A 24,720-nucleotide genomic window follows, 5' to 3' on the forward strand; every position below is an offset into this window, starting at 1 on the left:
AAATTAACTCCACATCCGTCGCCACGGGTGAAAAAAATTGACCTCTCCGGAAGCCGCCCGTATCGTCCAGATAAACCGGCAACCAGGAGCAGTTCATGAGACGACTCGCGGCGATCGCAGCCGTGGCGGTGATCGCTACCGCCACGGGCACCGCGTGCAGCGGCGTGGGGGGGTCCGGTGACGCGGGCGTCTACACCACGATCGACGGAGCCAAGCAGATCGACGCCACCGCGCCGATCAACCCGTTCAACCCGCAGGGCAACACGTTCCTCGGCTACGACGCCATGTCGCTGGCCTGGCCCAAGAACGATCCGGTCGACCCCAACCAGTTCTACCCGGGGATCGCCCAGAGCTGGACCACCACGCCCGACCAGAGCGAGGTCGTGGTGCACCTCCAGCCCAACGCCAAGTGGTCCGACGGCAAGCCCGTGACCAGCCAGGACGTGAAGACCTCGATCGGCCTGGCCTACACCCAGGGCGGCACCGCCTACGCGGTCGACCCGAAGGCCGCCGGAGCGGCGGCCGACGTGGTCGTCGTCGACCCCCACACGGTGAAGGTCACCCAGGGCGCCAACAAGAGCAACACGTTCCTGCGCAACGTCCTGTCGACCGTGGTCGTCCCGGCCCACGTGTTCGGCTCGCTGCTGCCGGCCGACTTCTGGACCCAGCTCAAGCTGGCCCGGGGGAGCGGCCCCGCCGCCGAGAAGGCCAAGGCCTCGATCACCGGGCTGGCGCAGAAGGTCATCTCCTTCGCCCCGGCCAAGGACGTCTCGGCCGGGCCGTTCGTGCTCGAGCGGGTGAACCCGGGCGAGGCGCTGCTGGTCAAGAACAAGCACTTCTGGGCCAGCGACAAGATCGCCCCCAACCGGGTGAAGGTGCTGAACTACACCGGCAACCAGCAGATCTGGAACTACCTGATCGCCGGGCGCCTCGACAGCGCGCCCTTCACGGCGGTGCCGAGCGGCGTGCTGAACCGCATCCGGCAGACCGACGGCAACGAGGTCGTCAAGGGCTTCTCGCCGGTCGCCGTGTCGATGGCGTTCAACCAGACGAAGGCGCCGTACGACAACGTCCACGTCCGCAAGGCGCTGGCCTACCTGATCGACCGCTCGCAGGTCACCAAGGTCGCCTCGCCCGAGGGCGGCACCCCGTCGCAGACCACGACCGGCATCCACGCCGAGGCGGCCAAGTCGTGGCTGGGCGACTCGATCAACGGCCTCGACCAGTACAAGCCCGATCCCGCCAAGGCGGCGCAGGAGCTGAAGGCCGCCGGAATGAAGTTCCAGAACGGCAGGTGGACCATGCCCGACGGGTCGCCCTGGGTCGTGGAGCTGCACGTGCCGGCCTCGTTCTCCGACTGGGTCGCGGCGGCCAAGGCGATCACCAGCCAGCTCAACGACCACGGGATCCAGGCCTCGGTGCTGACCTCGGCCGACTACACGCTCTACCTCGACGAGCTGGCGGCCGGGAAGTATGACATCGGCCTGTGGCTGATGGCCCTCGGGCCCGCGCCGTACAACATCTACCAGCGCATCTACGGCGCGGCCAACGGCTGGCAGTTGCTCGCCGGGAACCTCACCCGCGTGCCCCCCGGCAAGGAGGGCAACTGGATGGGCGGCCCCGAGACCCTCGACGGGGTCAACCCGGGCGCGCTCACCAACGAGCTCAACGCCGCCACGCCCGCGCAGCAGAAGCAGATCGTCGGCACCCTGGCCCGGCTGACCAACCAGAACCTGCCGGTGATCCAGCTCTACGACTACGTCAACACCCAGTTCGTCAACGACACCCGCTTCACCGGGTGGCCGCCCAACGACAGCGACGTGCTTCGCCTGCCGGCCGGCGTGTGGATGCAGCTCGGCCTGATCAAGGAACAGGGGACCCGATGAAAACCGTCGTCCGGCGGCTCTCCGGCCACCTGCTTCGCGGCCTGGCCATGATCTGGGTGGTCACCACGCTCAGCTTCGTGATCATCCGCAACATCCCGGGTGACCCCGTCAGGGGCCAGTACGAGAAGCTCATCGAACAGGGCATGTCACCCGACCAGGCGGAACGTTCCACCGCGGCCCTCTACGGCTTCCTGCCGACGGGGAGCCTGTGGGACCAGTACACCGACTATCTGAACGGCCTGCTCCACGGCAACCTCGGCCAGTCGCTCAGCACCCCCGGCACGGGGGTGGCGACGCTGATCGGGTCGGCCGCGAAGTGGACGATCCTGCCGGTGCTCGGCGGCACGCTGCTGAGCTTCCTGCTGGGCGTGACCCTGGGCGTCTACGCGGCGATCAAGCGGTCGGGCAAGCTCGGCGACGCCCTGGCGATCTCCGGCTCGCTGCTGCACGGCATCCCGCAGTACGTCATCGGCCTGCTGGTCGTGGCGGTCTTCTCCACGTTGTGGCCGATCCTGCCCGCCGGCGGCCCGGTCGACATCGACTTCGCCCCGGGCTTCAACGGGCCCTACATCGCCTCGCTGATCCAGCACGCCACCCTGCCGGTGCTGACCTACGCGCTGGCCAGCTACGGCGGGTGGATCCTGGCGATGAAGTCGAGCGTGGCGACCGTGCTCGGCGACGACTTCATCATGGCCGCCGAACTGCGCGGCATGAGCCGGGGCATCCTGTTCCGCTACATCGCCCGCAACGCGATCCTGCCGCTGTTCACGATCCTGGCCCTGTCGCTGGGCCTGCTCTTCGGCGGCGCGATCTTCATCGAGTCGATCTTCAACTACCCGGGTCTGGGCCTGCTGCTGGTCAACAGCATCGGCGCCCGCGACTACGCCCTGATGGGCGGCACGTTCCTGGTGCTCACCGTCGCCATCGTCGTCGCCAACATCGCGGCCGACCTCCTGTACGCCGTCATCGACCCCCGAGTCCGCAAGGGAGCCGAGGCATGACCGTCACGTCCCCCGTGGCGCCCGCGCCCATCTCGCTGCGCCGCAACTTCTGGCGCGGCGTCGGGCGGGTGCTGCGGCGCAAGCCGAGCCGCATGGTCGGCGTCGCCATCGTCGTCCTGTTCGTGTTCATGGGCGTGTTCGGCCCGCTGCTCTACCCGAACCCGCTGCCGCGCGACGACAACGCGCTCTACGCCTCGCCGAGCTGGGCCCACCCGTTCGGCACCGACTTCGAGGGCACCGACGTGCTCGCCCTGGTCGTCACCGGCACCCGTTACGTGCTGCTCGCGGGCCTGGCCACGGCCGTGATCACGGTCGCCCTGGGCACCCTCATCGGCCTGCTGGCCGGGTTCCACCGAGGGCGCTGGGACACCGTGCTGATGCGGCTCACCGACCTCCAGCTCACCATCCCCGGCCTGCCGCTGCTGCTGGTGCTCTCGACGGTCTGGAAGTTCACCAGCCCGATCGAGATGGGCGTGGTGCTCGGCCTGCTCGGCTGGGGCGGCATCGCCCGCGCGGTCCGGTCGCAGTCGCTCTCGCTGCGGGAGCGCGGCTTCATCGAGGCGGCCAAGGGCCTGGGCCTGCCGACCCGCCACATCGTGGTGCGGGAACTGCTGCCCTCGATGGCGCCGTACATCGCGATGAACATGCTGATCGCGGTCACCGGCGCGATCTACGCGCAGGTGGGCCTGTTCTTCCTGGGCGTGCTGCCCTTCGACGCCAACAACTGGGGCGTGATGCTCAACCTGTCGGTCTTCGGCGGCGGCGCGTTGTCGAGCACGGCCGCGCTGCCCTACCTGCTGGCGCCGCTGCTGGCGATCCTGCTGCTGACGCTCGGCATCGTGCTGGTCGTCGACGCGATGGACGAGATCTTCAACCCACGTCTGCGTGAGGAGTAGGCCGATATGACCAGGACTTCCGCGCCCGGCGTGCGCGTCAAGGACCTCACCGTCGTCTACAAGACCCCCGCCGGGGAGCTGCCCGCGCTCGGGGGCGTGTCCCTGTCGCTGGCGCCCGGCACCATCACCGGCATCGTCGGCGAATCGGGCTCGGGCAAGTCGACCCTGGCGCTGTCGCTGCTCAACGCGGTGCAGCCGCCCGGCCGCATCAAGGAGGGCGTCGTCGAGATCGACGGCCTCGGCGACGTCGTCAAGCTGACCGGCGAGGAGCTGCGGCGGGCCCGCGGCCGTCAGGTCGGATACGTCTTCCAGGCCGCCCAGAACTCCCTCAACCCGCTGAAGACCGTGGGCAAGCAGCTGCTCGACCTGGGCCGCTCCCACGACTTCGACGACCTGCCCGCCCTGCTGAAGGACGCGCGGGCGCTGCTCGGCCGGATGGGGCTCGACGGCGGCCGGGTGCTCGACTCCTACCAGCACGAGTTGTCCGGCGGGATGCGGCAGCGGGTCGGCATCATGTTCGCGCTGGTCCTCAACGCCCATCTGGTGGTTCTGGACGAGCCCACGACCGCCCTCGACATGATCACTCAGGCGGCGATCCTGAAGATCGTCCGGGACGTCCACCACGAGCGCGGCCTGACCACGCTGATCATCACCCACGACATGGGGGTCGCGGCCGAGGTCACCGACAGCCTCGCGGTCATGTACGGCGGCCGCGTCGTCGAACACGGCCCGACCACCGAGGTGCTGGGGTCGCCCCGGCATCCGTACACGAAGGGCCTCATCCGGGCGATCCCCCGGCTCTCGGGCGACATCGACGAGGCGCGGGCGCTGCCCGGACGGCCGCCCACGCTGGGCACCATCCCCAAGCAGGGGTGCGTGTTCCGGGAGCGCTGCCCGCTGCGCATCGCCGTCTGCGACACCGTCGACCCCGAGCCGATCACCCGTGACGCCCGCACCGTGGCCTGTCACGCGGTCGGGCGGCTCGCCACCCCGGTCGTCCCGAAGGAGTATGTGTGATCACCGCGAGCGGCATCACCAAGACGTACAAGCAGCGCGGGAACCTGCTCGGCGCCCGCGCGGTGCCCGCCCTGCGCGGGGTCGACTTCGCCATCGAGAGGGGCGGCGCGGTCACCTTCATCGGCGAGTCGGGCTGCGGGAAGACCACCCTCGGCCGGATCGTCGCCGGGCTGGAGACCTACGACGGCGGTGACATCGTCATCGACGGCACCCCGATGTCGTCGCTGAAGCCCCGGCACCGCGAGCCGTTCTTCCGCCGGATCCAGCTCATCCACCAGGACCCCTATTCGGCGCTCAACCCGACCCGGACCATCCACCAGACCCTCGCCGCGCCGCTGGCCCTGCGCGCCAAGCAGACCGGCCGCGACAAGGCGTGGATGGAGGAGCGGGCTCGCGAGCTGCTGGCCCTGGTCGGCATCGACCCCGGCTACGTGCTGCCGCGCTACCCGCACCAGCTCTCGGGCGGCATGCGTCAGCGCGTCGTGATCGCGCGGGCCCTCACGGTCGACCCGGAGGTGCTGGTCGCCGACGAGTCGGTCTCGATGATCGACGTGTCGCTGCGGCTCGGCGTGCTGGCCCTGCTGAAGGACCTGCGGGAACGGCTGAACGTGAGCGTCCTGTTCATCACCCACGACATCGCCACCGCCCGCTACATCGGCGGCGACGGCGAGCTCTACGTGATCTACCGGGGCCAGGTGGTGGAGAGCGGCCCGACCGAGAGCGTGATCTCGGGCCCGATCCACCCCTACACGCAGTCGCTGCTGTCGGCCATCCCCGTCCTGCACGGCGTGGAGCGGCCCGGCCCCGAGCGGGTCGTGCCGACCGAGGCCCTCAACGAGGCCCACCCCGACACCGGCTGCCTGTTCGCCCGCCGCTGCCCGTTCCGCACCGACCGGTGCGAGGCCGCAGCCCCCGCGCTGGTCTCCGACGGCGACCAGCGGCACGCCTGCTACCACCCGCAGCGGCGCGACGTGATCCCCGTGGAAGCGGTCGCGTGAAACTCCGAGACGCCCTGACCTGGGACGCGGACGCCGCCGAGGCGCTCGTGGACCGCCTGGTCACGCCGCCGGACGGCCGCATATGGACGTCCTTCGCCAAGCAGGACGGCGTCGTGTTCGCCTCGATGTCCCACGGGGGAGATATCGGGCATGTCGACCTGCTGGCCGTCGATCCGGCCGCCCGGCGGCGTGGCACCGGGCGTGCCCTGGTGCTCGCGGCCGAGGAGTGGGCCCGATCCCACGGGGCCAGGGAGATGCGGTTCGCGGGCAACCCGCCCTGCTACGCCTGGCCCGGCATCGACGTCCGCTACACGCCGGCGTTGTGCCTGGCCGACAGCCTCGGGTACGAGCGCTACCGGGCCGCCTGCAACATGACGGTCGACCTCCACGGCGACTTCTCCGCGGCCCCGGGCGACTTCACGATCTCCGACGACCGGACGGGGGTCGCCGAGTTCGTCCGGGAGAACTGGAACGAGGCCTGGGCCTGGGAGGCCGTGGAGGCCGAACGCTGCTACCACGCCGAGGTCGACGGCGAGATCGTCGGGTTCGCCGCCTGGGGGGCGCGTCCCGCCTGGTTCGGCCCCATGGGCACCACCCCGTCGGCGCGCGGCCTCGGCGTCGGGACGGCGCTGCTGCGGCGCTGCCTGGCCGACATGGCCGCCGCCGGGCTGCCGGCCGCGGAGATCGCCTGGGTCGGGCCCATCGGTTTCTACGCCAAGGCCGTCGGCGCCCGCGTCGAGCGGGTCTTCTGGCTCTATCGCAAGGAGTTCTCATGACACAGTCACTGGGCGGTCTGGTCACCGAACAGAGCGATCCCCGGCACCGCCGCATCGACGAGCTCCCCACCGAGGAGATCGCCCGCCGCATGAACGCGGCCGACGCGACCGTGCCCGGCGCGGTGGCCCGGGTGATCCCGCAGATCTCCGCCGCCATCGACGCGATAGCGGCGCGCATGTCCCGTGGCGGACGGCTGATCTACGTCGGCGCCGGCACCTCCGGCCGCCTGGCCGTACTGGACGCCTCGGAGTGCCCGCCCACCTTCGGCACCTCGCCCGACCAGGTGTGCGGCATCATCGCCGGCGGCGAGAAGGCGCTGGTCAGGTCGGTGGAGGGCGCCGAGGACGACGCCGAGGCGGGCGCGCGCGCGGTCGCCGGCGTGGGCCCGCTCGACTCCGTCGTGGGCATCTCGGCCAGCGGCCGGGCCCCCTACGTGGTCGGCGCGGTGACCGAGGCGGCCCGGCGCGGCGCGCTGACCGTGGGGCTGTCGTGCAACACCGGCGGACCCCTGTCGGCCGCGGCCGACCACGCCATCGAGGTCGTCGTCGGCCCCGAGGTGATCACCGGCTCGACCCGCCTCAAGGCCGGGACGGCGCAGAAGCTCGTGCTCAACATGATGTCGACCATCACGATGGTCCGGAGCGGCCGGACGTACGGCAACCACATGGTCGAGATGTCGCCGACCAACTCCAAGCTCGCCGACCGCGCCGCCCGCATCGTCAGCGACATCACCGGCACCGGCCTCCACGAGGCCCGTACCGTGCTGGAGGCCGCCGGCCTGGAGCTCAAGACGGCGGTCGTCATGATCGAACGCGCCGTCCCGGCCGACCGGGCCCGCGCCATCCTCGCCGACTCGGGCAACCGCCTGGACGCCGCCCTCCACCATGCTTGACCGCCTCCTGGCCTCGGCCGTCCCGGAGGTGGCGTCGGCGGCGGTGGCCGTGGTGGCGGTCGACGGCGAGCCGGTGGCCGTCGCGGCCGAGGGGGAGCTGGTCCGGTACGCCGACACGGCGCAGACCCTGGCCTCCGAACGGCCTCCCGTGGCGGCCGACAGCGTCTTCGACCTGGCGTCGCTGACGAAGTTGTTCACGACCGTGGTGACGATGTCACTGGTCGAGACGGGGTCGCTGGCCCTGGACGAGCCGGTGGCGACGTGGTTGCCGTCGTACTACGGCGACCGGCCGTCGATCACTCCGCGGCACCTGCTGACGCACACGGCGGGGCTGCCGCCGGGGCGGCGGCCCGACGGGGTGGCGCCGGAGGCGCGCTGGGATTTCGTGCTCTCGGCGAAGGCGATCGGGCCTCCCGGGGTGTCCCACGTCTACTCCGACGTGGGAATGATCACATTGGGACGGGTCTGCGAGATCGCCTCCGGCACGTCGCTCGACGAACTGGTCCGGCGGGTCGTCGCGGGGCCGCTGGGGCTGGCCGACACCGGGTACCGCCCGGAGGCGTCGTCGCTGGCGAGGATCGCGGCGACCGAGTACAAACCGGAACGCGGCGGGGTCGTGCGGGGTGAGGTCCACGACGAGACCGCCCACGCGCTCGGGGGAGTGGCCGGGCACGCCGGCCTGTTCTCGACGGCGGCCGACCTCGTGCGGTTCGCCGAGATCCTGCGGACCGGCGGCGCCGGGGTCCTGTCGGCGGAGTCGGTCGCCGAGATGACCCGCGATCACCAGGTGACGGGGGTGCCGTTCCGGCAGGCGCTGGGCTTCCGGATCGGGGATCCGGCGATCACCGGACCGCTCGCCGACGCCCACGGGCATTCGGGGTTCACCGGGACGTCGCTCGTCGTGGACGTCGAACGCGGGCTGACCGTGGTCGTGCTGACCAACAACGTGCATCCGCTGCGGGGACGGGCCGGGATCAGGGACCTCCGCAACGGCGTGGCCGCGTTCGGCCGTTCGCTGCTCTGACGACGAGTTCAGCGGACGGTAGTCCCGACTGACATTCAGTCTGACTCGGGATCGCAGGAGGGCCGGATTCCCTCGATGATCACCTTCCCCTGCCGGGGTGACCGCGCCGCCAGCGCATGGGCCGCCGCCGCGTCGTGGGCCGGGAAGACCTCGCGTACGGGAACCCGGAAGAGCCCCCGCTCGACGAGCGCCGCGACGTCCACCAGCCCATGACGGCCGTCGGCCTGCCCGGCCGGTTGTCCCATGGACAGGCGCACGCCTTTGGACGGACCCTCGAAGTCGGCCAGGGTGACGACGCCGTCCGCGCTGCCGGTGATCTTGATGAGGTCGTCCAGCACCCCGGCCCCGGCGACGTCGAGCGCCCTGTCCACGCTCTGCGAGAGGTCTCCGAGGCTCACCGGCCGAACGCCGAGGGACTCCAGGAACGGATGGCTCTCCATCCGCGCCGCCCCCAGCACGCGGGCACCCCGCGCGGCGGCCAGTTGCACGACGATGCTCCCGACCCCGCCCGCGGCGCCGTGCACGAGAAGGGTCATGCCGTCGCGGACGTCGAGCAGGTCCAGGGCACGGGTCGCGGTCTCCACCCCGGAACCCGCCCCGGCCGCCTCGTGCCAGGGCATCCGTTCAGGCCTGCGTCCCCAGAAGTCGAGAATCGCATACTCGGCGGTGGCCCCGCCGAGCGCGGCGAGGGCGACCGTGCCGAACACCTCGTCACCCGGGGAGACGTCGACGACACCGGGACCGACCTCGTCCACCACTCCGGCGGCGTCGACGCCCGGGATGTGCGGCAGCACGAGATTCCTGCTCCCCGGGGACTTCCCGGCGCGCAGCGCCAGGTCGACCGGCGAGACGCCCGCCGCCTTGACCCTGATGCGCACCTGTCCCCGGCCGGGACGGGGATCCGGCGCGACACCGATCTCCAGCACGTCCGGCGGGCCGAATCGGTCGAACTGCACTGCCAGCATGGTTGCCTCTCCTTCGTGGACGACACTGGGGTAGACCACGGTTCCGAAGCAGGTGTTCCGGAACAGGGCGAAGTGAGAGGAGGTGCGGGCGGAGTGTCTCGGAAAGAGAGGGTCGACGCCCGGTCGAACCGTTCCGCCATCGTCGCCGTCGCCCGCGACGCCTTCGCGCGGGAGGGCCTGGACGTGCCGACCCGGGAGATCGCCCGCCTGGCCGGGCTCGGCGTCGCGACGATCTACCGCCACTTCCCCACCCGCACCGACCTCGTCACCGCCGCCCTCGCCGACCACGTGGCCGCCTGCCGCGCCGACATGCGCGCCGCCTACGCCGAACCCGACCCGTGGACGGCCCTGGCCTCGGCCATCCGCCGCTTCGCGGCCCACCAGGCCCGGTCGGTGGGGCTGGTCCAGGCGCTGTTCGGGACACAGGGCGCGGGAGACCCGTTCGGGGATGACCGGCGCGCGAACCAACTGCTGCTGCGGGAACTGGTCGAACGGGCGGGGGTTTCTCCGCCGGATGTACAGGTGGCGTTGCTGGCCATCGCGTCGGTACGGGGGTCGCGGGGGATCAGCCGGGAGGCCGCGATCGGAAGGCTGGTGGAGATGCTGCTGGCCGGGCTCAAGGCAGGAAGCTGACGACGTTCGACGCCGCCACATCGCCGAGGAGCTCCCAGCAGCTGAGGTGGGGTCCATGGGGTGGGCGTTCCTGTCCGTGAGGTGAGAGCGACTGGCCAGGTGATCTGTGCTGAGTTACCGTGCTCCCACATCTGTGCAGCAGGGAGGCTTCCCGATGGCTGAGACCACGCAGCCGCCCCCGCCCAGGCGGGCACGTGCCGTAGCGGATCCGCAGCTACCCCGGGCCGATCAAGTCCGGACGACCCACGCACAGGTCGAGAGCTGTCGCCGAGCGGAGTCCGGCCAGCATCTTCGCCACGGCGCCTCCACCGGCTCCGGGGCGGAGAGCGAGGCCTCGGCCGTGCCGCGCCGCATCAGGCAGGACGACGCCGAACTTCCCTCCTAGGGCGCCATCTGGCCCGGATGACGGCCGCCGGCGTGTTGGGAACGGCCGCGCATCCGCGACCTCGACCCCCGATCGCCGCCCCGCGCAATGGTTCACCCCCACGGGAGATCTATGTTCCGTAAGAAGAAGTCAGGGAAGCCCCAAAGCTCCCAGCCGGAGAAAAACGTGGAGCAGGACGACAACGATTCGAGGCCCCGGCCGCGACCGCAGTCCTCCTCACCACCCTCCTCTCGCCATCCCTCTCCCGGCTCCACCCGCCCCGTGTCGCCGAGCCCGGAGCGGCAGGTGACGACGACCACCACCACACGGAGCCGGACGCCTCTCCGGCAGGACCCGACCCACGACGTCAACGCCCAGATCGACGCCATACTCCGGGAGCTCGAACTCGAATTACCATCCCGGCCCGGGAAACGTCCCGATCTGATCATCGGAACGCTCACCGTGCCGGTCGACCTGACCGACGCGATGCGGGTGCCGAAGGGCGGCGAGGCGGAGTACATCGACGCCCAGCTGTCACGGTTGGCCGGCAAAGCCATCCGGGCGGGGGAGGTCCTCATCGCCCAGGCGTTCGGGGGCGACCCGGCAGCCGTCGCCTGGTTCATGTCCGCCCTCTGCCTCCTGACGAGCAACCAGGAATCGATCCGCCGGCTGCACGGGGTGGGGCCGGCGGTAGCCCGCCTGCGCAACTTCTGCGTCAAGGCCGACTGCCGAGTCGCTGTCGCCGACCCACGTTTCCCGCAGCAGGTCGTCCAGGTGAGCGGCTGGCTCCAGGCCCACGTGCTCAGCACGATCACGACGCTCCAGGAGGACCATCTCCAGCAGCTCGACGCCATCTACAACCCCGGTCGGATCCCCGCCAAGGCCAACAAGTTCACGCCGCCGCAGATCGGTCCGCTGAAGCCGGACGTGCTGAAGGCGCAGCTGGTCGAGCAGCTCAAGGCGGTGGTGCGAAGTGAGCTGTCCCAGTGGCAGACCGACACGGGGGCACCGGCCGAAGCCCGGCCGCTGCAGGACATCCGTGCCGTGGCCGACTACATCCAGGGCTGGATGAGGGATCGCTTCCCCCAGTTCGTGCTGGCCTCGCCCGACAGCCGGTACCACACCGGGTTCGTGTACGGGCACATGATCGAGAGCACCCTGAGCAAGGTGGCCGGTTACGGCGGCCAGCTCGGCTGGTTGCGTAACCGCGGCGACCTGGTCGGCTGGGACGAGGACTGGGGCGCCCCCTACGTCGCGGCGAACTACAACCCGAACCGCGAAGCCGACACGCAACTCCGCGAGAAGCTGCTGCTGGAGATGATGGAGGACAAGGAATTCGTCCCTGATCTGATCAAGGTAGTCCGGCTGACCGCCTCCCACGCACCGGGCAAGGTCACCTACATCCAGCCGTTCTTCAAAATCGGCGTATCCAAGGTCGATTTCATCTGGGACCAGATCCACACCCTGATCCACGAGTTCATGCACTTCCTCACCCACCAGAACTTCCACGACGCGGCCAAGACCATCGGCTACCGGCAGGTCCTCGACGAGGGGGTCACCGAGTTCATCGCGACGGTGTACTTCAAACTGCTCGTCGACCACGCCCGGGCCGACGACCGGGTCGCCCGGGCCCTGCTCGGCGACCGGCCCTTCGAGGAACCACCCGCGAGACTCTTTTCCCCGGGCTACGGCAAGGCCGGTAAGGACGCGTTCACGCTCGCCAAGATCACCTCCCTGCGCAATGTGCAAGCGGCCTACTTCCTCGGCGTGATGCCGGCCATCGGCCTGAAATGAACGGAGCCGGCATGACCTTGAGCAAGACCAAACGCGGCACGCCGACCGGCCCGGAGGACGAGGAACAGACCTTCCTCGACCTGGAGAGCAGACTGCGGCGCGGAGAACTGGCGGTCCCGTCCCGATGGGGCGACGTCGCCCATGCCGACCCGGCCGAACGCCGCTGGATCCTGCACGCCATGGACCTGGTCGCCAAGGCCGCCGAGAAGGCCGGGCCGCAGTTCGACACCTTCCGGGCCGCCGCCCTGCTGGTCGACCGGGCGCCTCGCCGCCGATTCGATCCCGGCACGGCAGGACGGTACTTCGAACGGGAGGTCATGTCGGTGTCGGGCATGCTGGAGGCGACCCTTCCGGCCGCGCTCACCCCACCCGACGACGCCACCACAACCGAACTGGCCCGCATCCACCAGACCGCGCCTCCCCGGCCCACCCGCGTGGCACTGGCCCGCACACTGACCGAACGGGCGGGATGGTGGGAGGCTCCCCTCCGCCTCACAGGCCTGACCTGGCTGCACAGCGTGGCCTCCTCCCTGCAGCGATGGATGCGGGACGACGGTCCCCTCCACGCCGCCGTCCGCCCCGACGGCCCGCTGCACGACGGATTCGACTTCGCCCGCAGCGTCGCCGACGCCGGCGCCCGCGACGACACCCCCGCCCACCGGCTGGCCCTGCTCCGCGACGAGTTCGGTTATCCGGCCGAGCCCGGCGAACAGTGGGACGACCCGGCCCTCGGCGTACTGCTGGCCAACTCTCCGGCCCATGTGACGACCGGGACGTGGACGTACGTTCCCGCGTCCGTGCCCGGGACCGGATGGGGGCCGGAGGAGGCGTGGCCCGGGCACCTCTACCGGTTGCTGACGCATGAGCTTCTGCACCGGCTGGCGCACCCGGCCTACCTGGAGAAGGCCGAATCGGTGCCCGGCGGGCGGGTACTCACGGAGGACGTGGTGGAGCTGCTGACCGCCGAGTTCGTGGAGGCGTCGCGCGGCGATGCCGAACTGGGGCCGCTGGTGCCGGATGTGGTGGAATCACGGCACACCCAGGCCGCCGAGGAGATCCGCGAACTGGCCGGACCTGAGGGGTTGAAGGCGGCCTATTTCCTGGGACGCACCGAGTTCATCGGCCTCACGTGAACGCGGCGCTCACCCCATCGACCCGTATGGCCTGCCCAAGAACGGGGCCTGCACAGGGACGGAAAGGCCACGCCGGCCGGGGGTGTGCCCCGGCCGGCGTGGGTTCATACCACTGGGGTCAGTGGTAGGCGTAGATGTTCGCCTCCGGGTGGTTCTCCTGCAGCTCGCGGAAGTTGCCCTCCTCGCCCCACAGGGCGCGGTAGCCCAGGACGTTCAGCCGCTGGGCCTTCGAGTGCTTGTCGAAGACGACCCAGTTGACCGGCTGGAAGTAGTTGCCCACCTCGTCCGGCGTCGTGAGGGAGCCGGTGTAGCGGTAGGTCGCGCGGTCCGCCGGGAGCATGTCGTTGAGGTGGATGCCCGTGACGGGCTTCGACGCGCCGAGGGCGGGCGGGGACTTGATCAGGCGGTCGTGCTGGGTCTGGCCGAGGAAGGTCCTGGCGTCGATCATCACGCCGAAGACCACGTAGCCGGTGCCGGTCGCCTTGGTGTGCACGAAGTGGGCCTCGAGCGGCGCGGTCGCCTGGCCGGCGAACTTGTGCTCGGCGTGGCCGTGGAAGTGCACGTTGTTGAGGTTGTAGCGCTCGCCGCCGTAGGTGATGTACGGCTGCGTGCCGCCGGTGCCGATCACGAACCGGACGTCGTCGTGCTCGCTGATCTCACCCAGGGGAGCCTTGTCCTGGAAGAGGATCGTGCCGTCGACGGAGGTCGGGTAGTGGATCGTGATGGCCGGGCCGTGCCCGGGGCACGACTTCGACCGGTCGATCTCGATCGGGCTCTGCACCGCGGCGTCGGTGCCGTGGCCGACGCAAGGCTTGACCTGGGCCTGAACGGGGGCCGCGAGGGCCATTAACGGGAGGGACAGAACAGCGGCAGCCGCAAGCGGCGCAAGACGGTAACGCACCAGTCGCCTTTCGGACGGAGGGAATGCCGGAGTACGCCGTCTACGGACCGCCAAGAGGGCAATGTCCGCATTTGGGACGACATAAAGGCATTGGCGAGGATAGCCCAATGAGGTGAACCGGCAGGCGGCGGGGTGGTGTTCAAAATGACCAAAAGCAGAACTTCCGCTGCGGGGTGCCTTAGCGGGGAAAGGCGGCCTCGAACGGCCCGGCGGGAGGGTGCCGGGACGTGCGGGTCGGCCGGTGGATACTGCGGAAATGAGCAGGATGTTCGTCGCGCTGGTCCCGCCTCCCGGCGTGCTGGAAGAGGTGATCCGGGCCGTGGCGCCGCTCCGGGACGCCTGGCCCGACCTGACGTGGATCGAACCGGCCAACTGGCACATCACCCTGGCGTTCCTGGGCGAGGTGCCCGAGGGGGCGCGGCCCGACCTGAACGCCCGGCTGGCCCGCGCCGCACGCCATCACGAACCGCTGCCGCTGGCCCTCGGCGCGGCGGGGACGTTCACCGGGCGGGGCGGGGTGAGCGTGTTGTGGCTGGGGGTGCGCGAGCCCGGCCGGTTGGCGCGGCTGGCGGGGTCGGTGGCGGCGGGGGCACGGCGGGCGGGCGTGGGGCAACCTGACGGGCGGCCCTATCGGGCGCACTTCACCCTCGTCAGAAGCCGCAAAGGGGTTGAACTGGGGCCCCTGGCCGCCGCCTTGAGCACCTTCGAGTCGGCCTTCTGGACGGCCGACCACGCGCAGTTGTTCGTGAGCCATCTTGGGCCCCCGTTGCGGTATGAGGCGGTCGAGACCTATCCGCTGGGAAAGCAGGCAGTGCGTTGAGGAGGCGAGAGCTGGTGCCGCCTCATGGCGCGATCCGATGAAACGTGCCCGGCGGTTGGTTCTCGACGGCCTGGTCTCCGGCTGATCGGTTGGTGTCGGCCGCTTGGGCAGGGGCTACCGGCTGTAACGACAGCGTGAGTCACCGTGCGGCTCGTGTGGCGGTTTCCCGGAAAAGGCGCAGTTCTGAGTGACACCGGCAGTTCCCGTTCGAGGGCGCGGATTCACGTCGGCGGATGACGGTGGCGGTCTGCTCGATCGCAGCCCACTGAGGTCGGAATCCGGCAGCACTTTCCGTCTGACGAACGGCTGATCACAGTGATATGGGCAGGCCGCCGTGGAGTCGGCATGGCTGGACTCCGCGTCACAGTTCAAGCGGCGCGGACCACGGTGCATGTCCTGTCTGCATTTCGAACCGTGACCGGCCGGAAATGCGGACCGCACAAATGCGGGACCTCAGTGAGGAGTTCTGTAACAATTCACCACACCGTCATGTCAAGAATTCCCGCCACCCGAAAGAAATGAAAGTTACACGCCGCCTTGACGCCCCCAAAAGCGCTATTTAGCCTTCTCCCACCGATGTCGAGGGCATTTCTCGGCGGGGTGCGAAGGAGTGGGGCTTGAGCGAGCCGTCCGGTCACAGTGCGCAGTGCCGATCAGGGCAGCCTCTTCCGGCCCGTCACCTTTAGCGGGGGTCGTCCATGAACGACCTCAAGATCCGGTTCTCGGGCGCGCGTTCCGGCCGGTGGCCCCTCACGGTAGGGCAGAAGAACGTCCTCGAATGGATCAGGACCGACGTCCCCGGCCCTGCGGACATCCTCTCGGCGGTCGTGCGCGTCCCGAGGGCGGGCACGCTCGACGCCGTCGGCGCGGCACTCGGCGAGCTGGTCGGCCGCCACGAGGCGCTGCGCACGTTCCTGCGTGACGGGGAGCAGATCGTCCAGGCCGAAGGGACGCTGGTCGCCGAGGTCGTCGAGGCGACGGGGACCGAGCGGGACTGGATGACGTCAGGGGGGCGGGTGTTCGATCCGGCCGCCGATCTGCCGGTCAGGGTGCGGGTGGTCACCCGGGGCGGGGTTCCGTTCCTCATCGTCCTGCACGTCTCGCACGTCGCGGCCGATCTGTCGGCGATCACCGTGTTGCGTGCCGAGCTGACCGCTCTGCTGGCGGGGCGGGAGTTGCCGGCCGCCGGTCATCATCCTGCCGACCGGGCCGCCTTCGAGCACAGTCCGGCGGGGCGGCGGCAGCTCGACGGGTCGATCCGGTACTGGGGGCGGCACCTGGAGGAGCGGCCGTTGTGCTCGCTCGGGCTGCCCCACCGGTTTCCCGACCGGCGGGGGCACCACCAGGTGCTGCTGGGGTCGCGGGCGGGGGCCGAGGCGGTGGCGGCCATCGCGGGGGCGGCGGGGGTGCGGCCGCTGGCGGTCGTGATGGCCGCGTTCGCGGCGTTGCTGACCCACTGGACGGGGGAGCCGGGCTGCCTGCTCAACTGCCTGTGCAGCAACCGGTTCTCGCCGGAATTGCGGGACTACGTCGGCACGATCTCCCAGGAGACCTGGATCCCGTTCACCGCGACGCCGTCGTTCCCCGAGGCGGTCGCGCGGATGAACGCGGCGGCGCTGGCCGCCTACAAGTACGGCCGGTACGACTCGGCCCGGCTCAACGCCGCCATGCGGGCGGCGGAGCGGGCGCGGGGCATGCCCTGCCACCGTGACGTCGTCGTCAACAACACGACCGGGCACTCGCGGGTGGTCCTGCCGGCGTCGGGGCTGGAGGCCGGGGCGGGCGACCGGAGCTTCGACGCGCCCGTCGAGTTCGACGTCTACCGGCTCGACGGCAAGCTCGGCTGCGGGCTCGGCGTCGACGCCCGGCTCGCGACCGCCGACGAGGTCGCCGCGCTGCTCGGCGGGGTCGAGCGACTGGTGGTCGCGGCCGCCGGCGGCGACGTCGACCTGGGCGAGTTCGGGATTCCGCAGGTGGAGCGGGGGACGGGCTGGGTGCGGACGGAGGCGTGCTGGGTCGACGTCCCGGGCGTTCAGAACGTGGCCGATCTCGTGCTCGGCGACGGGGTGGCCCGGGTCGAGGCCGTCGACGGGCGGCTCGTCGGGCACGTCGGGCCGGGGCTCGACTCCTCCGTGGCGGGCGAGAAGGTGCTCGCCGAGATCGTGCGGCAGACCCGTCACGGCCTGGTGGCCCCCGGCTCTTGGTTAGCGCAGGGTTAACGCCTCGCTCATCCGGCGCTGATCTTCGCGGCCCTAGCGTGGACGGAGCCGAATTCCAGGGGGAACCAATTGAGCAGCGACCTCGGCGGCATCGCCGGGTGGGTCATCGGACTGATGGAGACGCTCGGGGCGCCCGGCGCCGGGCTCGCGATCGCCCTGGAGAACCTCTTCCCGCCGCTGCCCAGCGAGGCGATCCTGCCCCTCGCCGGGTTCACCGCCGCCAAGGGTGACCTGTCGCTGACGGCCGTCCTGATCTGGACGACCGTCGGCTCGGTCGTGGGCGCGGTCGCCCTCTACGCCGTCGGCGCGATGCTCGGCGAGGAGCGCATGATGCGGCTGGCGGCCAAGTTGCCGCTGATCAAGTTGTCGGACATCGAGAAGACGCAGGCCTGGTTCGCCCGCCACGGCCGCAAGACCGTGTTCTTCGGGCGGATGATCCCGATCTTCCGGAGCCTGATCTCCATCCCGGCCGGGGTCACCCGCATGCCGATGGCGACGTTCCTGCTGTTCACGACGCTGGGCAGCGCCATCTGGAACACGGTGTTCGTGCTCGCGGGCTACTACCTGGGCGAGAACTGGAGCGTCGTCGAAGACTACGCGGGCGTGTTGTCCAACGTGGTCATCGTGCTGGTCGCCGTGGCCGTCGTCTGGTTCGTCGTCTCCCGGCTGGTCAGGCGCCGCGACAAGGTCAGCGGATAGGTCAGCGGATAGGGTCAGGCCGGCCCCTCGCCCGAGCTGACGATCGCGACCGGGCAGTGGGCGTGGTGCAGCAGCCCGTGGCCGACCGAGCCGAGCACGGCCGCGCCGAAGGCGCCGAGCCCCCGCGAGCCCGCCACCACCAGGTCGGCCTCGCGCGACTCCTCGGCCAGTACGTTCACCGGGTGGCCGTAGACGCTCGTGTACTCCACCGGCACGCCCGGGTGCCGGTCGCGCCAGGCGGCGAAGCGCTCCTCGACGAAGGTGGTGCGCTCCTCGTACACGCAGTGGATCAGGTTGTCGTACATGGTGCCGACCGACGAGAACGGCGGCGGTTGCCAGGAGAAGACCGCCCTGATCCCGGCGTCGCGCCGCCGGGCCTCGGCGAAGGCGAACTCCAGCGCGACGTCGGCGTCCTCGCTGCCGTCGTAGCCCACCAGCAGCCGCCCGTGGGACGGTGACGACGGCTCGCGGACCACGATCACCGGGCCGGAGGTGTGCCCGGCCAGGCCGAGGCCGACCGAGCCGAGGATCATGCCCGTGAAGCCGCCGGTGCCCCGGCTGCCGATCACGACCGCGTCGGCCTTGGCCGCCTCCTCCTTGAGCCGGGCGACGACGCCGCCCGTCGTCAGGCCGGTGGTCACGGTGACGTCCGGCGCGCCGGCGCGGGCCCGCCGCTCGGCGGTGGCCAGGACCTCCGCGCCGTAGGTGTTCTCGACGTCGTTCAACTGGCTGAGCCGGATGCCCGTCCACGGTTCGCGCACGTGCACGAGCCGCAGTGACGTGCCCCTGCGGGCGGCGTCGGCGGCCGCGTAGTCCACCGCGGCCAGTGCGGACGGGGATCCGTCGACTCCGGCGACGATCATCGTTCCTCCGTCAGGCGGATCGGGCGGGCGCCGGTCTGCACCCGGATGACCTGGTAGGGCGGCACCCGCGTGTCGGCCCCGTCGTTGAACAGCGGGCTGCGGGGGAGCTGGTTCACGCTGACGTACAGGAAGCCGTCGCCCGCCAGCGCCAGGGTGTCCGGCCACAGCAGGCCGGGGGCGTGCAGGAGCGTCGACCAGTGGCCGCCGGGGTCGCGCCGGACGACGGCGCTGTGCTCGTAGGCGGTGGCGTAGACGGCCCCTTCGGCGTCGGACTCCAGGCCGTCGGACGCGCCCTTGTCGCCCAGGTCGGCGACCGTGGCCGCCACCTGCTCGTCGTCGAGCGACCGGTCGACCAGCGCGTCGGCCGACACGCTGTAGAGCCGCCTGCTCGACAGCGGGCAGTAGAACAGGCGGGAGCCGTCGGCGCCCAGCGCGATGCCGTCGACGCCGACCCGGTAGTTCTCCCGCACGACCCCCTGCACGATCGCCCGGAACCCCGGCACCGCCGAGGTGCTCTCGTGGCCCCGGAGCCGGGCCCAGGTCTCCCCGGAGTCGAGGTCGACCACGATCAGCGCCCCTTCGGGCGCGCAGTCGGTGATGTACGCGTACCCTCCCGGCCCCCGCGAGAGGTCGAAGCGCACGTCGTTCAGGTAGGTCACCGGGGTGGCCGCGGCCGGGTCGAGCCGGACGACCCGGACCACCCGGTCGGTGGCCGGATCGACCTCGACCAGCTTCGGCCCGTTCTCCAGCCACGGCTCGAAGGCCAGGCTGCCCGTGTCGAGCAGCCACACGTGCCCGGCCGGGTCGGTGATCACGCTCTGCACCGACACCAGGGTGTCCGCGGTGGCCCCGGGGCTCCACGCGTTGAACTCGGGGTCGGGATAGGGCGCCGGTTCGCCCTTGACGACCTCCGCGACGGTGAAGGGCACGTCGTCGCCCCACCTCGGGAAGGAGACGAACAGGCGCCCGTCGTCGGTCACGGTCACGCCGGTCGGCATGAGGTCGCCGAATTCGGCGACGACCTCGTAGTCGGTCCCCACCCAGCTGCCGAGTGGGGAGGCGGCGGCAGACGTACTGGAAGACATGGTCATCCCCTTCGTTGCCGAAAGTCCTTCCAGTATCTCAAGGGCCGTTTCGCCGCCCGGTGCCAGGTCGCTGCCGTCTTGACGTCAGACGTCATACGAATTAGCTTCCCCCTGACTCTGAGTGAAAGAAGGTAAAAGCGTGAAGTTGTGCCGGTTGGGGAGTCCGGGCGGTGAACGGCCCTGTGTCGTCGACGCCGAGGGGAACGTCTTCGACCTGTCGTCGCTGACGGCGGACATCGACGGCGGGTTCCTCGCCGGCGGGGGGATCGAGCGGGTGCGCGCCGCCCTCGCGGCCGGGGAGCTGCCGCCCGCCGCGTCCGGTCAGCGTGTCGGCCCGCCGGTCGCACGGCCGGGGAAGATCGTCTGCATCGGGCTGAACTACTCCGACCACGCCGAGGAGACCAAGGCGGCCGTCCCCCTGGAGCCGGTCGTCTTCATGAAGGCGCCCAACACGGTGGTCGGGCCCGACGACGAGGTGCTGGTGCCGCGCGGCAGCGTGAAGACCGACTACGAGGTCGAGCTGGCGGTCGTCATCGGGGCGACGGCCCGCTACCTCGCCTCTCCGGAGGAGGCGGCCGGGGTCATCGCCGGCTACACGATCGTCAACGACGTCTCCGAGCGGGAGTTCCAGCTTGAGCGCGGCGGTCAGTGGGACAAGGGCAAGTCGTGCGAGACGTTCAACCCGCTGGGGCCGTGGCTGGTCACGCCCGACGAGGTCGGCGATCCGCAGGCGCTCGGCGTGCGCCTGTGGGTGAACGGGGAACTGCGCCAGAACGGCAGCACGAAGAACCAGATCTTCGGCGTGCACCACGTGGTCTGGTATCTCAGCCAGTTCATGGTCCTGGAGCCGGGTGACGTGGTGAACACCGGCACCCCGGCGGGCGTGGCCCTGGGCCGGGGGCCCGAGGCCTACCTGCGGCCCGGAGACGTCGTCGAGGTCGAGATCGACGGCCTGGGACGCCAGCGTCAGCGGATGGGGCAGGCATGAGCGGCGACTTCGACGGCCTCGTCGCGATCGTCACCGGCGGCGCGTCCGGCATCGGCCGCGCCGTGGCCGAGGAGCTGACCGCCCGGGGCGCCAAGGTGGCGGTCCTGGACCTGTCCGGCACCGAGTTCGTCTGCGACGTGACCGACGACGCCGCCGTCCGGCGCGCGGTCGCGGCCGTCGCCGACCGCTACGGCCGGATCGACGTGCTGGTCAACAACGCCGGCATCGGCGCGCAGGGCACCGTCGCCGACAACGACGACGCCGAGTGGCTGCGGGTCCTGGACCTCAACGTGCTGGGCATCGTCCGGATGAGCCGGGCCGCGCTGCCCCACCTGCGGAACTCGCCGAGCGCGGCGATCGTGAACGTCTGCTCCATCGCCGCCACGGCCGGGCTGCCCCAGCGGGCCCTCTACTCGGCCTCCAAGGGGGCCGTGCTCGCGCTGACCCGGGCGATGGCGGCCGACCACGTGCGCGAGGGCGTGCGGGTAAACTGCGTCACGCCCGGCACCGTCGACACCCCCTGGGTGGGCCGCCTGCTGGACGCCGCCCCCGACCCCGAGGCCGAGCGGGCGGCGCTGCGCGCCCGGCAGCCGCACGGGCGCCTGGTCGCCGCCGAGGAGGTGGCGCACGCCGTCGCCTACCTGGCCGGACCGGCGTCCGGGTCGACGATCGGCATCGAACTGCCCGTCGACGGCGGGATGGCCGGCCTCCGCCTGCGGCCGGCGACGTCATGAGCGGCCTGCTCGTCGACCTGGCCTACGGCACGGACGGGCTGCTGGTGAACCTGCCCGCCGACCGCACCACCGTGATCACGCCGGTCGCCCGGCCCCCGGTGCCCGACGAGGCGGCCGAGGTGCTCAGGGCGCTGCGCGAACCGGTCGCGGGCCCGCCGCTGCGCGACCGGGTGCGGCGCGGCCAGACGGTGGCGATCTCGGCCTGCGACTACACCCGGCCGCAGCCCCGGCACCTGATGATCCCCGCGATCCTGGCCGAGCTCGACGGGCTCGTGTCGCTCGACGACGTGGTGATCCTGGTGGCCACCGGCACCCACCGCGGCAACACCCCCGAGGAACTGCGCGCCATGTTCGGCGACGCCGTCGTCGACGCCGTGCGCATCGTCAACCACGACTCGCGCGACGCGTCGTCGCTGCGCTGGATGGGCCGGTTCGGCAAGGACGTGCCGGTCTGGCTCAACCGCGAGTGGGTCGATGCCGACGTGCGCATCACCACGGGGTTCGTCGAGCCGCACTTCTTCGCCGGTTTCTCCGGCGGCCCCAAGCTGGTCGCCCCCGGGCTCGCCGCGCTGGAGACCGTGCTCACCCTGCACGACGCGGCCCGCATCGGCGACCCCCGCGCGACGTGGGGGATCACCGAGGGCAACCCCGTCCACGACGACGTCCGGGCCATCGCGGCGGGCACCGGCGTCACCTTCTCCCTCGACGTCGTGCTCAACCGGGAACAGAAGATCGTCCAGGCCTTCGGCGGCGACCTCGCGCCGATGCACTCCGCCGCCATGGCCGCCGCCCGCGCGGCCGCGATGCGGCCCGTGCCGTCGGCCTTCGACGTGGTCGTCACGACCAACGCCGGGTTCCCGCTCGACCAGAACCTCTACCAGGCGGTCAAGGGCATGAGCGCCGCCGCGCAGATCGTGCGGCCGGGGGGCGTCGTCATCTGCGCGGCCGAATGCCGTGACGGCTTCCCCGACCACGGCTCCTACCGGGAGACGCTGACCGGCGCGGCCTCGCCCGACGCGCTGTTCGAGGAGATCTCCGCCCGCACGGAGACGGTGCCCGACCAGTGGCAGGTGCAGATCCAGGCGCGCATCCAGCGGCACGCGCGGGTCATCGTGCACACCTCCCATCTCAGCGACGCCGACCTGGCCGCCGCCCACCTGGAGCAGACCCACGACATCGCGGCCACCGTCCGGGACCTTCCGGGGAGCGTGTGCGTGCTGCCCGAGGGGCCCATGACGATCCCCTACCTGGCGGGGGAGTAGCGATGGACATCGGGTACGCGCGGGTCGACCTCGACAGGGAGAGGCGGCAGGGCCTGCCCGAGATCGTCTACGGGCCGGGCAAGCAGGCCGGCGAGATCGCCGGGATCGTGAAGGTGCTGCTCGACCGGAACGACGGTCCGGTCCTGGTGACCCGGGTCGGGCCGGACACCGCCGGGCAGGTCCTCGCCGTCGTGCCCGGCGGCCGGTACGACGACGCGGCCCGGCTGCTGGTCTGGCGGCCGGCCCTGCTCCTCGGGTTCGGCGTGGCCGTGGTGACGGCCGGCACCGCCGACGGGCCGGTCGCGGCCGAGGCGGCGGCCGTGGCGAACGCGCTCGGGCTGGAGACCACGGTGATCCGGGACGTCGGGGTGGCCGGCATCCACCGCGTCCTGGCCGAGGTCGAGCGGCTCCGCGAGGCCGACTGCGTGATCGTGGTCGCCGGGATGGAGGGCGCGCTGGCGAGCGTGGTCGGTGGGCTGGTGGAGACGCCGGTCATCGCCGTGCCCACCTCCGTCGGCTACGGCGCCGCCCTGGAGGGCGTGACGGCGCTGCTGGCCATGCTGACCTCCTGCGCCGCGGGCATCACCGTGGTCAACATCGACTCGGGCTTCGGCGCGGCGCTGGCCGCCTACCGGCTCACCAGGCGGCGGCCGTGATCCTCCATCTCAACCCGTTCACCGGCCTGGCCGGCGACATGCTGCTCGGGGCCCTGCTGTCGGCGGGAGCTTCCGTGGACGTCGTCCGCCAGGCCGTCGCCCGGACCGGCCTGACCGGATGGCGGCTGGAGGCCGAGAACGTCCGCACCGGCGCGCTCATGGCGGTCCGCGTGCGGGTCGAGGTCGACGACGACGCGACCGAGCGCCCGGCCTCGGTGCTGATCGAGATGGCCGCCCGCACCGGCCTGCCCGTCGCGGAACGCGCGCTGAGGGCTGTCGCCGGGGTCGAGGCCGAGTTGCACGGCCTGCCGGCTGGCGACGTCCACCTGCACGAGCTCGGCGGGCACGACACGCTGGTCGACATCGTCGGATGCGCCGCCGCGCTGGCCGACCTGGGCGTGACCCGGGTGCACTGCGCGCCGTTGCCGCTCGGGAGCGGCAGCGTCGAGACCCGCCACGGGGTGCTGCCGGTGCCCGCCCCGGCCACCCTCGCCCTGCTCCGGGGCGCCCAGGTCCGGAGCGGCGGCGAGCACGAGGCCGTCACCCCCACCGGTGCCGCCCTGCTGCGCGCGGCGGAGACCGTCTACGGCGGGATGCCGCCCATGGAGGTGCACGCGACCGGGTACGGCGCGGGCACCCGGCGGCTCCCCGACCGCCCCAACGTCGTCGTCGCCACCCTCGGACGCCCGCTCGCCGCCGAGGACCGGCAGGTCGTCCTGTCGACCAACCTCGACGACGTGACCGGGGAGCTGCTCGGCCACGTCATCGCGCGCATGCTGGCGGCCGGCGCCGCCGACGCGTGGGTCACGCCGGCGGTCATGAAGAAGGGCCGGCCGGCCCACGTCCTGCACGTGCTCACGCCCGTCGACCTGGCCGACCACATGGAGACGATGATGTTCTCCGAGACCGGCACGCTGGGCCTGCGCCGCAGCTGGGTCGACAAGGTCACCGTCCCCCGCGTGATCCGGACGGTCGAGCTGTACGGCCGGACCGTGCGGATGAAGGAGGGCCCCTGGGGCGTCAAGCCCGAGTACGACGACCTCGCCCGCCTGGCCGCCTCGACCGGCAAGTCGCTCGGCACGCTGACCAGGGAGGCCCTCGACGCCCTGTGAC

At 71.3% G+C, this 24,720-nt stretch carries 23 protein-coding genes; 19 read left to right on the forward strand and 4 right to left on the reverse strand.

Going from position 1 to position 24,720, the window contains the following annotated elements; translation table 11 throughout:
* Positions 1 to 95 precede the first annotated feature (95 nt).
* Genes GT755_RS36300 through GT755_RS36335 form a run of 8 tightly spaced genes read left to right on the forward strand, consistent with a single transcriptional unit; the run spans position 96 to position 8,491 of the window.
* Complete coding sequence (locus GT755_RS36300) at positions 96 to 1,886, forward strand: ABC transporter substrate-binding protein (protein ID WP_161484091.1); 1,791 nt, start codon at positions 96 to 98, stop codon at positions 1,884 to 1,886.
* Entirely contained in the window at positions 1,883 to 2,887 is a 1,005-nt protein-coding gene (locus GT755_RS36305; RefSeq protein ID WP_030453919.1) for an ABC transporter permease, read from the forward strand. Before GT755_RS36300 ends, GT755_RS36305 begins: the two co-directional genes overlap by 4 nt.
* Positions 2,884 to 3,783 carry an ABC transporter permease gene (locus tag GT755_RS36310; RefSeq protein ID WP_030453918.1) on the forward strand — a complete coding sequence of 300 codons (900 nt, stop codon included), beginning with the start codon at positions 2,884 to 2,886 and terminating at the stop codon, positions 3,781 to 3,783. Before GT755_RS36305 ends, GT755_RS36310 begins: the two co-directional genes overlap by 4 nt.
* Before the next feature lie 6 nt (positions 3,784 to 3,789).
* Positions 3,790 to 4,800, forward strand: coding sequence for an ABC transporter ATP-binding protein (locus tag GT755_RS36315; RefSeq protein ID WP_161484092.1), 1,011 nt, complete (start codon positions 3,790 to 3,792; stop codon positions 4,798 to 4,800).
* Positions 4,797 to 5,798, forward strand: a complete 1,002-nt coding sequence (locus GT755_RS36320) for an ABC transporter ATP-binding protein (RefSeq protein ID WP_161484093.1) — start codon at positions 4,797 to 4,799, stop codon at positions 5,796 to 5,798. Before GT755_RS36315 ends, GT755_RS36320 begins: the two co-directional genes overlap by 4 nt.
* A complete protein-coding gene (locus GT755_RS36325; protein WP_328794738.1) occupies positions 5,795 to 6,574 on the forward strand; it encodes a GNAT family N-acetyltransferase in 780 nt (259 codons plus the stop codon). The genes GT755_RS36320 and GT755_RS36325 overlap by 4 nt, the downstream gene beginning before the upstream one ends.
* Positions 6,571 to 7,467 carry an N-acetylmuramic acid 6-phosphate etherase gene (gene murQ / locus GT755_RS36330; RefSeq protein WP_161484094.1) on the forward strand — a complete coding sequence of 299 codons (897 nt, stop codon included), beginning with the start codon at positions 6,571 to 6,573 and terminating at the stop codon, positions 7,465 to 7,467. The genes GT755_RS36325 and murQ overlap by 4 nt, the downstream gene beginning before the upstream one ends.
* Positions 7,460 to 8,491 (forward strand): serine hydrolase domain-containing protein, encoded by a 1,032-nt coding sequence (locus GT755_RS36335; protein WP_161484095.1) that lies wholly within the window; start codon positions 7,460 to 7,462, stop codon positions 8,489 to 8,491. Before murQ ends, GT755_RS36335 begins: the two co-directional genes overlap by 8 nt.
* 35 nt (positions 8,492 to 8,526) lie before the next feature.
* Here the strand turns inward: GT755_RS36335 and GT755_RS36340 are convergent, their stop codons facing one another.
* On the reverse strand, positions 8,527 to 9,456 hold the full coding sequence (locus tag GT755_RS36340; RefSeq protein WP_161484096.1) for an NADP-dependent oxidoreductase: 930 nt from the start codon (positions 9,454 to 9,456) through the stop codon (positions 8,527 to 8,529).
* 93 nt (positions 9,457 to 9,549) lie between these two features.
* On the opposite strand from GT755_RS36340, the gene GT755_RS36345 reads away from it, so the two are divergent.
* From GT755_RS36345 to GT755_RS36355, 3 genes are all read left to right on the forward strand, one after another.
* Positions 9,550 to 10,089, forward strand: a complete 540-nt coding sequence (locus tag GT755_RS36345) for a TetR/AcrR family transcriptional regulator (protein WP_161484097.1) — start codon at positions 9,550 to 9,552, stop codon at positions 10,087 to 10,089.
* Between the two features lie 670 nt (positions 10,090 to 10,759).
* Positions 10,760 to 12,247: a hypothetical protein gene (locus tag GT755_RS36350; RefSeq protein ID WP_161484098.1), complete on the forward strand. Its 1,488-nt coding sequence runs from the start codon at positions 10,760 to 10,762 to the stop codon at positions 12,245 to 12,247.
* An 11-nt stretch (positions 12,248 to 12,258) separates the two neighbouring features.
* Positions 12,259 to 13,380, forward strand: coding sequence for a hypothetical protein (locus GT755_RS36355; protein ID WP_161484099.1), 1,122 nt, complete (start codon positions 12,259 to 12,261; stop codon positions 13,378 to 13,380).
* A gap of 118 nt (positions 13,381 to 13,498) precedes the next feature.
* Here GT755_RS36355 and GT755_RS36360 read toward each other — a convergent pair whose 3' ends face one another.
* Positions 13,499 to 14,227, reverse strand: coding sequence for a carbonic anhydrase family protein (locus GT755_RS36360; RefSeq protein ID WP_161484100.1), 729 nt, complete (start codon positions 14,225 to 14,227; stop codon positions 13,499 to 13,501).
* Positions 14,228 to 14,537: 310 nt separating this feature from the next.
* Here GT755_RS36360 and thpR point away from each other — a divergent pair, with 310 nt between their 5' ends.
* From thpR to GT755_RS36375, 3 genes are all read left to right on the forward strand, one after another.
* Positions 14,538 to 15,101, forward strand: a complete 564-nt coding sequence (thpR, locus tag GT755_RS36365; protein WP_161484101.1) for an RNA 2',3'-cyclic phosphodiesterase — start codon at positions 14,538 to 14,540, stop codon at positions 15,099 to 15,101.
* A gap of 698 nt (positions 15,102 to 15,799) precedes the next feature.
* Complete coding sequence (locus tag GT755_RS36370) at positions 15,800 to 17,320, forward strand: condensation domain-containing protein (RefSeq protein WP_161484102.1); 1,521 nt, start codon at positions 15,800 to 15,802, stop codon at positions 17,318 to 17,320.
* Positions 17,321 to 17,389: 69 nt separating this feature from the next.
* Positions 17,390 to 18,019 carry a DedA family protein gene (locus tag GT755_RS36375; RefSeq protein WP_407929448.1) on the forward strand — a complete coding sequence of 210 codons (630 nt, stop codon included), beginning with the start codon at positions 17,390 to 17,392 and terminating at the stop codon, positions 18,017 to 18,019.
* A gap of 14 nt (positions 18,020 to 18,033) precedes the next feature.
* Here GT755_RS36375 and GT755_RS36380 read toward each other — a convergent pair whose 3' ends face one another.
* Both GT755_RS36380 and GT755_RS36385 read right to left on the reverse strand, forming a co-directional pair.
* Positions 18,034 to 18,882 carry a universal stress protein gene (locus GT755_RS36380; RefSeq protein ID WP_161484103.1) on the reverse strand — a complete coding sequence of 283 codons (849 nt, stop codon included), beginning with the start codon at positions 18,880 to 18,882 and terminating at the stop codon, positions 18,034 to 18,036.
* Positions 18,879 to 19,967 carry an L-dopachrome tautomerase-related protein gene (locus GT755_RS36385; protein ID WP_202610935.1) on the reverse strand — a complete coding sequence of 363 codons (1,089 nt, stop codon included), beginning with the start codon at positions 19,965 to 19,967 and terminating at the stop codon, positions 18,879 to 18,881. The genes GT755_RS36380 and GT755_RS36385 overlap by 4 nt, the downstream gene beginning before the upstream one ends.
* A 139-nt stretch (positions 19,968 to 20,106) precedes the next feature.
* Here GT755_RS36385 and GT755_RS36390 point away from each other — a divergent pair, with 139 nt between their 5' ends.
* Genes GT755_RS36390 through larC form a run of 5 tightly spaced genes read left to right on the forward strand, consistent with a single transcriptional unit; the run spans position 20,107 to position 24,719 of the window.
* Positions 20,107 to 20,955: a fumarylacetoacetate hydrolase family protein gene (locus GT755_RS36390; protein ID WP_161484105.1), complete on the forward strand. Its 849-nt coding sequence runs from the start codon at positions 20,107 to 20,109 to the stop codon at positions 20,953 to 20,955.
* Positions 20,952 to 21,689 carry an SDR family NAD(P)-dependent oxidoreductase gene (locus GT755_RS36395; protein WP_161484106.1) on the forward strand — a complete coding sequence of 246 codons (738 nt, stop codon included), beginning with the start codon at positions 20,952 to 20,954 and terminating at the stop codon, positions 21,687 to 21,689. Before GT755_RS36390 ends, GT755_RS36395 begins: the two co-directional genes overlap by 4 nt.
* Positions 21,686 to 22,951: a nickel-dependent lactate racemase gene (gene larA, locus GT755_RS36400; protein WP_161484107.1), complete on the forward strand. Its 1,266-nt coding sequence runs from the start codon at positions 21,686 to 21,688 to the stop codon at positions 22,949 to 22,951. Before GT755_RS36395 ends, larA begins: the two co-directional genes overlap by 4 nt.
* Before the next feature lie 2 nt (positions 22,952 to 22,953).
* Complete coding sequence (gene larB / locus GT755_RS36405; RefSeq protein ID WP_161484108.1) at positions 22,954 to 23,607, forward strand: nickel pincer cofactor biosynthesis protein LarB; 654 nt, start codon at positions 22,954 to 22,956, stop codon at positions 23,605 to 23,607.
* Entirely contained in the window at positions 23,604 to 24,719 is a 1,116-nt protein-coding gene (gene larC / locus GT755_RS36410) for a nickel pincer cofactor biosynthesis protein LarC (RefSeq protein WP_161484109.1), read from the forward strand. Before larB ends, larC begins: the two co-directional genes overlap by 4 nt.
* Position 24,720: the final 1 nt, after the last annotated feature.

The sequence above is a fragment of the Herbidospora solisilvae genome (assembly GCF_009901565.1).
Lineage (GTDB): Bacteria > Actinomycetota > Actinomycetes > Streptosporangiales > Streptosporangiaceae > Herbidospora > Herbidospora solisilvae.